Origin of the sequence: Mycobacterium sp. 1482292.6, from assembly GCF_001672995.1 — a bacterium.
In the GTDB taxonomy this organism is placed as follows: Bacteria; Actinomycetota; Actinomycetes; order Mycobacteriales; family Mycobacteriaceae; genus Mycobacterium; species Mycobacterium europaeum_A.
On the sequence record NZ_LZKV01000167.1, the window covers coordinates 1 to 13,861 of the forward strand.

Annotated in this window: 1 protein-coding gene; it reads right to left on the minus strand. The window is 65.9% G+C overall.

The features are described 5' to 3' along the window. Positions 1-10,365 (minus strand): NUDIX domain-containing protein (locus A5624_RS16960; protein WP_232002270.1); only part of this gene is annotated, 10,365 nt, incomplete at its 3' end. Positions 10,366-13,861: the final 3,496 nt, after the last annotated feature.

Below are 13,861 nucleotides of genomic sequence, written 5' to 3' on the forward strand. Positions count from 1 at the left end.
GCGGAAATACCCGCCCAGCCGATCGGTCGGCTCACTGGCCAGGCGCACCGTTTGCAGCAACTGCGGCGTCAAACTCGGATCGCGGTCCCGTAACCCGAACGGATCAGGACCAAACCGGTCCTCGGCAACCGGACCGCGACCCGAGCGCTCCCGCTCAAGCTCAACCACTCGCGCCCGCTCCACCAGCGCCTGCACTAACGCGTCGCTTGCCCTGTCATCCTCATGGGTGCCACGGGACTCAAGGTGCTCCGCTGACCGCGACCCCCCATCACTGCTGGCCGCGACCAACCACTCCGCATCCTCAGGCCGTTCGGATCGCCCGGCACTACGCGCCGGTTGCACCTGGTTGCGGGTCGCACCGGACTCGGCCTGCAACCTTTCTTGCCTCCGGACAACCCTTGCCGCAACCTCGCGAATGAACTCATCCACCTCGCGAAACAACGTCTGCTCGAGGACACCCCGCTCCGGGGTGCCCTCGCGGGGCAAGGTTTGCTCGCTTAGCCTTGAACGGTAATAACTGCGCGCAATGACGTCCTCAACAGCCTCATTGGACAGCGTGTAGCCGCGCTCGATCAGCAGCCGTTGCAGCCATTCTCGGACCCGGACAACCGTTGCTCTAAAATCGCGAAGGTGCTCACCCACCTCGCGAGACAACCTCTGCTCGAGCAGACCTCGTTCGGGGGTCCTCTCGCCGGGCAAGGCCTGCGGGCCCAGCCCTAACCTGTCATAACTGCGCCCGATCCGATCGTCAACATAGTTCGCCAGCTCGCCGAACTCACCGGCCAGCCCGCTTTGAATGCGAGAAACGAACTCTTGAAAACCAGGGGGCCGGCCATCGGGCCAGTACCGCGGAGGCCTGTCCTGAATAGCATCTAGGTACGCCGGAAGTTCCACATATGGTGGCGGCCCTGCCACGTCGTCGCTGCGGTGATCACCATCGCCCAGTGGCACGGCCGACGTTTGGCGCCGCTCATGCGAGCGACCACCATCACCAACGGACCCAGCCACAGGATCCGGTGACGCCGATCCCGAGCGTTCCAGCCCCGAGCCGAACGGTCTTTCGATCATCGATTCAACTGGCTGTCGCACGACCCCCGACGCCAGCGCCGGTGCGTTCGCCCCGCGTTCGCTGGGTCCTGCGGGATCGCTCAGGGCGGGTTGGCGGTCGCGCTGGCGCCGCGATGAAGACGATGTCGCCGACTGGCCGAACAAAACTTTGGTGGTTTGTTTCCACCACTTAGGCGCCCCGCCGGGCAACCCGCCGTGCAGGCCGCCGCTATAGAGGTAGTCGGCGATGTCAGCAGCCCACTGAGTGGCGCTCTCGTGAGGCCCGGGCGCGCTTCGTTGCTGAGCATCCAAGATCTGCGCGCGTGCGGCCAACACCCGTTCCGGCCTGGTCGGCTGGTTATGCGCCCGCAACCGGTGATTGACCTCCTCAACAAGCGTGCGCTCGTCCTCACTGAGCACCCGCGACTGCTCGGGTGTGGTCACCTCAATCGTGGGCTCACTGACCTCAGGGGTTTCCGCCTCCTGCACGGCGCGGCGCTGCACATGCACACTGAGATGCTCAGGGGCGATCCCGCGACTGCCGAACTGCTCAATCAACCGTGGCACTAGGTGATCGAGTAGCCGTTGAGCCTGAACACCCCCCGACCCCCCATGACCGGCAATCGTCACCACCAACTCCACCGGGCCCGCACCGGCTGTATCAAGGACCCGCCGTTCAACATCCTGGACATCGACACCAGGATCCGGCCACGCTGGCACCGGCCCGCCGCGATCAGCACCAACCTCCACATCCCCATCACCGGCGGGGGGCGCGGGCTTCACCAAATCGTCGCGGCTAACCTCGACAACGTCGTGGGAGTGTTGCTCGGACATCTGGGAGGCGCCGGTATTTGGTGAGGGCGATTGTGAGGCCGCACGCACCGACACCGCCGGCACCGCCTCACCGCCACCCTCAAGGACACCGACCGGGCGTTGATCACGCGGCGGTGCGGCCTGTCCGTTACCCGACGAATCATTGCCAGCGGGCCCCCGGTCGCTGTCAGTGCCGGTCGCTGCGAGGGAATCGGTGCCGGCGGCTGCCGAATCGGCATCCGCGTGCGCAGGCATTTGTTCGGCAAAGTCCGGGCCGCCCTGTAGAGGCGGGTTTGCCGTGCTGGACTCCAACACCTGGGAGTGATGTGCCGAAGAATCGTCGCCCGGCCCGGTGCCGCGGCCATGATCAGCGCGACCACCGCTATCCGGTCGTTCTGCGGTGCTGACGTCTCTTGGGGTGCTGACGTCACTGGCTGTGGTCGGTCCCGAGTCGTGGTGTGGGGCGGCGGTGGGCACCTCGTCGTTCGGTGCGCTGGATGGGCTTGGTTCTTCGGGCTGGTGGGCCGGTGTCTCTTCCCGCAGGTGTCCTGCCGCGGTGGTAGACGGTCCCGGTTCCGCGGGCGGCGCATCGACGGCTTGGGTTTCGGTTTCGGGGATGCGGATCGGTCCGTGGATATCCACCGGGGGTAGCGGGTGACGGGTGTCGCCGTCGTGCACCGTCAGGGTGATGCGAGTGGTGCCATCGAAGACCGCGTAACTGCCGGCGAACTTGGCGTTCGCGGCGACCCGGCCGCCGTGGTTATACGTCGGACCAAAGCGCCTGCGCCCGGTGAAGCCACCGCCAACCCGCGCCGCGGCTTGGAACCCGGGCAAATGCGCCTGGGGACCGAACAGCGCCCGTCCACCGCCCTGACGGGTCTTGAACAGCTGGCGCAGCCGGCTCTGATTGACGTCGTTGACCACGTAGGTGTTGCCACCTTTGCGCTCGATCTTGCGATATTCGAGGTTTTGGACATCGGCGCGGCCGGTGATGCGCAACGTTCCGTGGCGGAAAAGTTCAACCCCGTCGTCGTCGACGACGCGGGTCATCGCCGGAATCTTATTGGCGAGGCGGTTGTCGCTGAGGTAACTGTCCAGCTCGCCGCTAAGGTCCCGCATTCTGGCCTGCGTCGACGCGGCGAGGTGGGCACGGATGTCGGCACGAAACCTTGCGCCGTCGACGACCTTGGCGATGCTATGGGAGCTGAGTCCGCGCGTAGGCAAACCGGCGTCGGTGGGGTTCGGTTGCGCTTCGTGGCGTTCGCCGCCGCCGGGCGCCGAGGCGTCGGGGCCACTGCGGGCGCCTGGCCCGGCGTGCGGGGGCTGGTCGTTGCGGATGACTCCGACGCGGGGCTCGTACCGCAGGTGCGCTGTCGCTTCCGGTGGTGACTCACGGGTGACGAAGTCAATTTGTGCGGTGCCGACGCTACTGGTGCTGCCCTCCGGCGGACGCATCTCCGCGTCGATGGTGGCCGTGCCGACACGGGTGACCGGATCCACCTTCTGGCGAAAGAGGACACCGCTGGCCGAGTTCTCAGTCTGGGTATCAACCGTCTCGTGGCCGAAGGCACCCAGGAGGCGGGCAACCAGCGAGAGGCTGACGGGGCCGCTGGAGGGCAAGACGTCACCCTGCCCCTGGACATAACCCTCCCAGTTACCGGTTTCCTGTCTCGAGACACTGCTCGACATGGACTGCTGGCCGCCGCTATAGAACTCGGTGGTGTCGTTGGACTCCGCGCGATGCAGGGTATCGACGTGGGCGCGGAGCACGACTGTGCCGCCGGGCACCGACTTAAGGTCGATGGTCGCGCTGCCGCCGCGACTGTAGTGGCCCAAAGCGTTCTGGATGGGCATCGTTGCGACGTGCGCTGCCAATTCAGCGCGCACCATCGGCCAATGGTCGCCGAACGCCGCAGTGCCGCTGTCGCTGAGCAAGTCCAGGATGTGGGTCGCGACGATGTCCTCGCCGGGAGCTCCCCCGGTGCCCGCCTCGGGCGCAGCACGCGCGGGGGTGTCGGCCGCGGCACGGTGCGGACGTACCTTATCGACGATCTGGTCAACGGCGAGCTGCGGCTTTCCGGACAGGCGCTCGCCCGGGGTCGGGACGCCCTTCGCGTACGAGAAGACGCCGCTAAGCCAGACCGGTTGCGGCGCTTGCGGAATGCCCTCGATGGGCTTGCCGTCCACGGACTGTTCGTAGCTGATGTCGAAGCGGATCGGCTGCCGGAACAAGTGATGCTGGTCGACCGTCCTCATCCTCATCGGGACCCGGTCCTCGGTTTCGCCGGATACGTTCGAGACGTCCGAGTTCTGGAAGTCCACCTTGGCGATGAGGTCACTGCTGACGCTGGCGGCTGGGCGTATCGAGGCTGTATGGGTTAGCTGGGTGCTTAGCGAGGTGTGCGGAAGGGGAATCTGTATCCGGCCGCCTAACACTCTTCGCAGCACGTCGCCGCGGATTTGACCGGTCGATGACTGCGACTCGACCGACAGGTCGGTCTCAAAGGCCTTCGACGGGCCGATGTAGTCGTAATGGGGGTCGCGGGTCGGTCGCATTTTGACGGTGAGCTTGCCGCCGGCCACCGGGATGTCATGGCTCCACACCCGGCCCGACTCGTGGGTGAGCTTGGCGATCAGCACATCCGGGCCGAACTCGTCCGACACGCCAGCCATCGCGTCATCCAGGCGGCTGCCCAGGGCCGGGCCCAGATCGTTGCGGATCGCCTCCACTAGGCCGCTTTTCGGGTCGACGCCGATCAGCATGTCGGAGGGATGCCAGCCGGCCCGCAGCGCGTGTTCGGGCGGTCGCGGCGTCTCCCCGTGTGGCTGCCGAGACGGCGGCGTCCACTCCATCGTGCGCTGCGGCACCGGGTCGGGCTCGCGCGCGGGCACCGTACCGTCAGCGATGTCGGTAAGTCCCGGGGACTTACCGTCGGCCGGCTCGTAGTCGACCGGATCGCTATCGAGTGTCTCCTCGCGATGCGGCCGCAGCGGCGTCGTGCTGTCGATCGTCCCCAAGGTCCCTCGGCGAGACGACAGCGCCGTCTCGAACGAGCGCCGAACGGGAACGCCACCGGAGAACGGGCTCTCCCCGAGCGCAACGGCGTCGAGGTCCCTGTTGTCCGGGTCGACAATGTAGGTGATCTCCCGCGGGTGGAGCTGGGGGCGTGTCGGCGGTGCAGCCTCAGGAGTCGGCCCAGTGTGGATGTCCTCCGCGAGCTGGTCGGCGTCGAATGCCTCCTCGCGATGCGGCCGCAGCGGCGTCGTGCTGTCGATCGTCCCTAAGGTCCCTCGGCGAGACGACAGCGTCGTCTCGAACGAGCGTCGATCGGGAACGCCACCGGAGGGCGGGCTCTCCGCGAGCGCAACGGCGTCGGGGTCCCTGTTGTCCGGGTCGACAATGTAGCTGATCTCCCGCGGGTGCAGCCGGCGGCGCGTCGACGGTGCAGCCTCAGGGTCGGCATCGAATGTCTCCTCGCGATGCGGCCGCAGCGGGGTCGTGCTGTCGATCGTCCCTAAGGTCCCTCGGCGAGACGCCAGCGCCGTCTCAAACGAGCGCCGATCGGGAAAGCCACCGGAGGACGGGCTCTCCCCGAGCTGGCCGGCTGGGTCACGCTCAGCGGGCTTGTCGATGAACCCGGTGGGCATGTCCTTGGTGAACGTGGGCGGCAGAGCGTCATCGTGCATCCGCCAGCCCTGCAACTCGGTGAGGGGAATCGCGATCTCGACCGGGAACAGGCCAGACTCGTGCACCGTGGACACCGAGCCGGTCATAGTGCCGTCGAGCCGCACCCAGCCCTCGAAAACGGCCATGTCTTGGTCGAACTTGGTCCCCACGGCCACGCGCTCCTGGTTGCGCACGCGTTCGGCGTCGCGGACGAACCGGGACACACCGGCAATAGGTTCGGCCAAGACCATTCCGTCGTTGAAGTCACCGCCACGGCCACCGAGTGCCCCCTGGACGGACGTCTGCGTGTTCCTGTCCAGCGTGGACGTCGAGCCCCTGGTCAGCTCGGCACTCGGGCTGGACAGCGTGTTGATCACCCGCTTGAAGGTGAGCCTCTCGATGTCGGCGGTCAGGGCGACTTTGGTCTTGGACAGCCGCCCAGAAGACAGGATCCGTGTCAGCGGGCTGTGCTGGGTCATCGCGGGCAGAGCGCCGCGCACACGATGGAGGTGATACCAGGACCAGACATCCGGGGCGTGTTCGTTCCAGTCGCTGCCGAAGGCCCGCCGGCCCATCGAGTCGAGCATGCCGCGTAAGCCGCTGATGTCGAGGTTGGTGACCCGGTCCATGCTGCCTAGGCCCTTCAACGGCACGGCGTTTTCCCGGTTCTCGCCGCGCGGGATCACCGGTGTCGCCGGCTGATACGCGGGCTCGGGCTCGCCGCCCTTGCCCTGCACGACGCGGTGACCAGTGCCCAGTCGCCACCAGGGGGACTCTGCAACTGATCTACGCTCGGGCGGCGGCCCGTCGCCCCAAATCCGGTCCGGCGGCGCCCATACCTTCTGGTCCCGGTAGTCATCGTGCGGATCGGTCTCGTACTTCTCCATCAGCACGTCGAATTCGGCGCGGGTCTCGTGCACCGCCACCTTTTCCACCACCGCCCCGCCAAGCGGATCAGACCGCTTGCCGCGCCGAGGCGCTAAGCCCGGCCGGGGCGCCGGCGCCGTGAAGAGCACCCTCGCCCTGTCGAAGAAGACACGGGTCTCGTGCACCGCGCCCGTGAACAGGGCCGCGGTGGACCGCTCATCACGCCCAGCCGATGACACCGGGACCGAACCCGGCGCGTGCATCCGAAACCGGAGCCGAGCCTGCCCGTGCCAGCCCTGCCCGGGCGCCGGATGCTTCAACGTGTTGCGGACCCGGAACTGGCTGCTATCCGTCTCGTTGCGGGTCTGGCCGCGGGTATGCGTGGCGTCCAGGCCACCTTCCGGACTCGGGTGTGTCCCGTCCTGCCCGCGGAACCTGCCGGGTATCGGCAGCTGCCACGATCGAGCCACCACGTCTTGGTGCACCCGAACAAAGTCGGTCTCGGTCCCGTAGTGGAACTCGGTCTTCTTGGTCGACCCGGTCGCGCGCATAATTCGCTGCGGGCCGGAGCCGGTGCCACCGGCGTTGCCCACCACGGGATTTCGGGTATCGCGCGGGTTCGACGAGGCGCCCAGCGGCTCCACGAACGCATGGACTTCCAACCGTGCCCCCGGGACGCCTTGAAACTCAAGGATCAGCGGCTGCTTATTGGTCATGCCGTGCAGGTTGGCCTGCAAGAGCTCGACGGTGAGCCAGTCCTGGGTCTCTAGCATCGCCTGGTCGGCCAGCTTGCCGTACGCCTTGGTGAAAGCATCCCGCATCGGCTCGCTCTCGACAAAGCCTTTCACGGTCTGCACCTCGGGACCTCGAGCCGGGCGCCGCGGTTGGTGGTTCTCTCCGGTGATCGGATGCTCTGGCGGCGGATGCGGCGCGTCCTCGACCGGTCCGCTTGTACTCCGGCTGGTCAACTTGCGGTAGGCCATGGCGAGGGCAGCCCGCATGCGCTCGATCCGCCCGTTGCCGCCCCGCCGGCCCGGGTGAGCGGCGGCAGGAGGCGGCGGGTCATCCGGCCGCAACCACAGGTTGTTGACGATGTCGGACCCGCTCAGCGCGTGGGTAAATTGCACTCTCGGCGGACCGCCGGACCCGTCCGGATCGTTCGCGCTGTGGTCGTCGACGTCGCGGGTGGGCACGACCACCTCGACGTGGTAGTCGAGCCGACTTGGACTCGGGGTGTTGGAAAAGCCGCTTGCCTTATAGCTGATAACCGCCTGGATGTTCCCATGAAAGCGGGTGCCCGGCTCGTTGGTCTGGCCACCGCTGATCTGGCGGTCGACACGCTGCTCGGTCAACGCCACATCGTGCACCCGGGGGCGGATCAGGTTCGCGGTGTCGCTCGCTTTCGGATGGCTTACGTTGCCTTGCAGGGCCCAGTAAGACGTGACGCGGCGCTCTTCGAAGGAGCCGACAGCATTGCTGGAGTCAGACGTGTGCTCGAACTCGTAGCTGTCGATCTGCTCTTTGAACTTCAGTGCTGAGCGCTCGTCGGCGCCGTCCAGCTGCAACTCGATGGTCAGGGTCTCCTTCGCCCCGATCTTGATGACGTGCCTGGGCTGGCGACCGCCGCGCAACATGCCAGGGATCTTGGGTTTAAGCGCATCGTCGCCGAACATCGCCGTGATCCCGGCCCGGTTCGCCTCCCACACCTCGTCACCGCCGAGGTCGCGCACCACTCGCTCGATCTGCCTAAGCCCCTGATCGCCAGAACCGGAGCGGAATTCTTCGACCACATCAAGGCCGCCAAGCACCAGGTGGTCCCCGATCCGCGCAGGCAGCTGGGGGACGGGATTGGGCAGCTCGAGGCGCGTCGGGTCGGACTGGGGTGGATCGGTATTGGGCCGGTTCGCCGCGTCCGTCTGGTGCGCGCTCGGCGCTTCCTGTGGCTTGACGCCGTCCCGCAGCGTGGCGGGAGGGGCATCGGTGGTGGACTCCGCCGGCGCTGCCGTGAGGTGGTCTTGATACGCCGGTGGGAGAGAACCGGGGTCTTCGATGCCCAATTGCGCCGGACGCTCGCCCGCGTCCAGCCCTTCACCGGTCGAGCGAGCGCCATGTTCGCCTGTCGAACCTGGCGGCGCAACCACGCGATCGTTTAGAACGTGAAGTGCGTGAATTGGCGGAACTGTATGTTCGGCTGAGCCGGCGGGCGATTCCTGAGCCGGAGTACCGCGAGCTCGAACAGGCATTAGCTCGGCTGACTGTCTATCTGTTTGGCTCTCGGGCTCGGCGAGCGTCGACATGTCGTTCGTCGGATCAACGAGGTCACCCTCGCCAGCACCCGATTCCGCCTCGGGCAAGCCATGCATAACACTTCGAGTTGGACGCGTTACGTGGCCGCTGGACGAGGGCGGAGCAGAGTCGATGTCGCTTTCGTCACCCGCCCGAACATTCAAGTTATTGGGGTTCGCGAACCAGAAAGACGAACTCGTGGATGGTGTCGCTCGACCGCTGGGTGGCTCCATGCGTCCTAGGGGCGCAGGGGGCGCAGGATTCGGCAAATCGGGGTTGAAATGCTCGTTCGCCTGAAAAGGCCCATATAGGGGGACGGTGCGCTCGAAAGTTCCATCGGGATTCTCGCGTAGGGACCCTGGTGACAGAACCTCCCGAGCGCCGAGAACATTCTCCCTCCTGATCCCGCCTGGAAATGCGATTTCCTGTTGGTAAGCGTGGCGGGCAAGGCCTCCTGTCGCGTTGACGTCGACGCCGCCGGGCGCATCGATAACGTAAAGAAACGGGTGTCCACGCGACTCGGCGGGATCAAGGAAATCCAGAGGGATCTGAGGGTGTCGCGTGGTGGAAACGAGCGTCGTCGGCGTAACCCAGCCGGCCTCTGGTAGCCAGTGTGGTGCCTGCGATGCGAATCCTTGCTCGAAGATGATCCCGGGCGGCCGGGTGTCATAGCGGTAGAGAGGACCGTTGTCGGTACGGAAGAAAGTGGTGCCCGACGGGGAAGAGTAGGCGTCCGCGACATCAGTCGGGTCGACGGTAGGGTCCAGTTGCGCGCTGGGACGCGGCGCAGGAAGTGGTTTATCGGCCATCAGCGTGCGTAGAGCGTCCCAGCTGGCCGCAACCCCTGGATGCAGGCTGAGGTCGGCTACCTCATCCTCGCGCACCCAGCGCAGTTCGGAGCTCTCATCGTTCGGTGTCGTCTCCAGCCGATATGGCGCGTCGGCGATCACGGTCGTGTAGGTCCAGTCAATGCCGCTGGCCCTGGCGGTAACGACGGGCAGTCGCGTAGTCACCAGATGCCTGTTGAGTCCGGTTTCTTCGTGCGCCTCCCGGATGGCAGCCTGCGCGACGGTTTCGTAACGGGCCCGGGCTCCTCCGGGAAGACCCCACGTGCCACCATGGTCAGTCCATGAAGCGCGGCGCTGGAGCAGCACGACCGGTGAACCATCAAGGCCTCGGGCGCGCAGCAGCAGCCCGGCCGCGCCATACCGTCCCCAATACGGGGTGCCATCTTCGGATACAACCCATCCGTCACCGTCGTCCATACGCGCGCGGTAGTCCGCTATCAACGCATCGGGATCCAAACCCAAGCGCACGAGTTCGTTGCGCGCGCTCGCTAGCGCCCGCTCGGTCGAGGATGTGTCCCGGCCCTCATCGAGGGCAGTCAACGCATCGCGATGCGCATTGAACGCCTCCCGAAAGCGCTCCCACGCACGAAGCCGGTTTCTGTCTGTGCCCTCGCGCTCACTTTGGGTCGACGACGGTGGCCCATCGCCGAACGCTCGCTGACTCAGCTGTTGCGCCCACTCGTCACGCTGGTCGTTCCGCAACTGCGGCAACTCGGCTTGATGGTGATGGGCTGACGCTGTTGAAGCGAGGGACACATCGCGCGACAGATCAAACACCTCATCGGGCGCAAACCACGACCTCGGATTCTGACCGTAGTCCGATTCCGACGATGCCACGGAAAGGCGCCTCGGCCTGACCCGTCGCAACCGGCTACCGCCAGCACGCGACCGTGACTGCCCATGTCCGGTGGTTAACGTGCGGTGCGGGGTGGAATCCGCCCCGGCTACGGATTCGTTGGCCGTTTCGGGCATAGCAAATATAGACCGATCGCCGTGGAATGGTGCGCCCATAAACCATGCCTGCACCGGATTGGCTGGTCGGTCCAGTCTTGGCGGCCAAGGCTGCGTTGTTCCGCGCTGTCCGTCGAGGGCGTAGACATCGTGGCCGTCGTAATAAGCGTTGAAGGAATGCACTTGGCCGTTGCGATATCTGATGGCGACGACGGTATGTGCGCCCGAGCCTGCGGTTTTCAGGCGCTCAGCGATGCCTTGCCGTGTGTGGGGAACAAGAGGTAGGCCGGTGGCCGCACCGATGTCATCCGGGGTCAGGCGTTCGATGCCTGCCCGGCCCGAAGCGCCCGACAATCGTTCAAACACCGCCAGTGTCGCGGGCCCACAGTTGAGTAGCCTCGCCGGCGGGCGAGGGGCACTCGGATCGCCGTCATGGTTGATGTCGCCGATCCAGCTACGGACCTCATCAATCGTGTTGTCGGAGTGCGGAATAGCCGCCAACAACGGCTTGCTGGCAGGCGCTTCAGGTAAGTGTTCACCGGCGCCACGCCCCACATGGCCTACATGAGGATCCAGCTGCGGCCTTGCCGATTGCGACGCGTAATAGTTGCCGGTTTCACTACCGGCTCTCGTGTGGCGCAAATTTGCCGGCGGTCGCGGACCCCTCACTCTTGCCGGCCAGCCGCTGCCGTGTGACAGGGGCGCCCATCTAGTTTGATCGTCCGTCGTTAGTTGACCCAGCAGGCTTCGGTCCGGCCCGCTAAACATGTTGGGCGACCACCTATTTCGACTCAAAGTTGGCTGCCTATTGTCGTCATAGGCAGCCCCCGACGAGTCGTCGGAGTTGTCACGCCGGGACCGCGAGGCCTCAGCGAAATGTGGGGTCCCTCGACTTTGACCCGAGGGGCGATCATTCGCGGCCGATGGCTCGTGCTGATGCGCTGAGGGTTCTGCTTGCTCGGCGTGGCGCAACGGCCGTGGCTCGGGCAGCCCCCGCAACGTTTCGCCCGGCCGCGGACCCGCTGAGATCTTATGGTCGTCGTAGGTCGAAGGTGCCGACCTTGCCGCTGAGGACGCCCCCTGTGATGTCTCGGCGGGCGCGACCGTAGCGTCAACTCGCCGCGGTGCGTAGGGCTCAGGCTTAGCAGGCCGCGGCCCACTGCTCCAATTCTCCGGTATGCCGAATCGCGTCGGGTCCACCGATTTTGGGGTCGTACCGAGCATCACGCGAATGAACCGTTGTAAATTCCCCAGGTTGCGCCGCGGCGCTTTCAGCCGGTCAAGATGGTCGCGTACCGTTTCGTATATCGTCCGTTCAGCCACACTGTCAAAGCCCATCTGAAACTGCTTACGCTGCTCAGCCGGTAGCTGCTCATAGGCGATCGCTATCCAGTCGTCAACGTCAGCGGGCAGATCGCGGAACTTGTCGCTCAGCAAGGCCCTAACGCCCGAGGCCAGACCGGCAAACCTCGTGGGATCGGGCGGTAGTCCAGCGGGCGTGTGTGGTTCAGCAGTGTCCGGGCTCGGCGCCGTAATTGGAGCCCTCGCCGTCCCAGGTTGGCGACGCAGCCGCTGGTCCAACTCGTATAAAACCCTGGGACTCCAACCCGTCTTGAGGAAATTGCGACGCAGCCCTTCTGGTAGCCCGCTGTAGACGATTTCGTAGGCGCGGGCGATTCGTTCCTCACCTCTCTCGCCAGGTGAGGCGTCGCCCGACGACTGCCCCACCCTGCGCCGGACCTCATCCAGCATCGCCTGGGCTGCAGGAGGCAGCGGCGCGGGTCTGCCGCGTAACACAAGCTCGGGGTCCGAGGAAACGGGCAAGGCATGCCCGTGCACATCGGAATACGCCGGGAGGGGTTCAAGCAAGTTGAATTCGTTGACGTCGTACTCGTCATCGTCGGCGCGACGATGCGTTTGGTCAGCGCCCTGGTGCGGACCGTCCCTATGCAACCCCGCCGCCGCGGCGCTCTCATTGCGACCTGGGGCCGGCGTGGGTAGTTCGTCATTTGTCCGACGTGACTCCGCGGCTGGCTCGGCGGCGGACGTGTGGTCATCGCTGTGCTCGGTGATCGGCCCGGGGTCGCGCTGCTTGCCCTTAGCTTTCTCCGACATCTTTCTGGGCGGCGAGGGTGTCGACGCGCCATCACCGTCTTGCGCCGTGCGCGAGACCCATGGCGTTTCGACACGGGCCGTTAGGGTTGGGCGCGCAGTAAGTCCCGTTTGGTCAACTAGCTGTTCTGTATCCGTAATATGTTGTGTGTCAGTGGGTTGCGGTGCTACCGATCGCTCGTGGCCTACCCCGGTCGATTCCCGGGTGGGTCGACTCAAGAAGTGAGCAGAAACCCCGGCTGTGTCGTGCGGGGCGTCAGCATCGCGCCGTCCAGAATCTCGCGCTTGGGGATCAAGCACCGCGGGCTGATCAGAATCCGAAGGCGATTGAGTCCTTACACCCCCGCTTTCGGCGGGCACCTGATGGTGCTGGCCGTGATCATCAGCGTCGATGAGCCGTTGTGGTGCAGTTGCTTCCGCTGCTGCGTGTCGGTCTTCATCCCCGCTGCGGGAGGCTGGGTTTGGCTCGGTGTGGTGAGGTTGCGGTACCGATGACGAGGAGGATGGTGGTGTCGCGCTGTGGGTTGTCTGGCCGGCTGGCAGGTGCGGGCTGGTTGGGTCGGTGTTGGGGGCGTCGGGGGGGCGGGCGCCGCCGCGCAGGCCGACATAGGGGCTGCCGTAAAGGACTTGGTTATGCAGCATCTGCGCGGCCTGTGCCATGGTTGTGACGGCAAACTCTGCGCGCTGGTTGTCGGTGAGCGCCCCGTAGGCGCGTTTGACGACCTCGCCGGCCTCGTCGATCTCGTCGCTGGACAACGTACTGAAATCAGTGCCTTCGGCTGCGGTGAGCGTTTTGATGGTGCTGTCCAACACCCAGTCCGCGCGGGACTTGTCGTCGTGTGCCAACGTGTTCCACGCATCGAACACCGACACCGGCGATTCAGACACCACGATCGGCCCCGACTGTTGATCGCCATGCGAGGTGGTCGCGGCAGCGGGCGAGGGATCTGGTGTGCTGTGTGCTAGGTGGTCGGCCGCGGCCGGTGTGGTCGAGCCCGGCGGCGATGCGGCGCGCGGGCCTGAGCCAGTTTGGTCGTGATTCTGTTGGGGTAGTTGGGGTTTGGCCACGTCGCTGTGCCCCGATGCGCGGCTCGGCGTGGAGGGCTTGTCGGCCGAATCCGCTTGCGAAAACAGGCTTTCCGGCGCGGGTCGGGGGTTAGTCGAGCCGGGTTGCTGTGATCGGTCAGCGGGGGGCGGCGCTGACGCGCTTGTCGCGTGCGCGCCCTCCGGTGGCGGCGTGGAGGTTTCGGTGGTGGGGGTGGCCACCCGT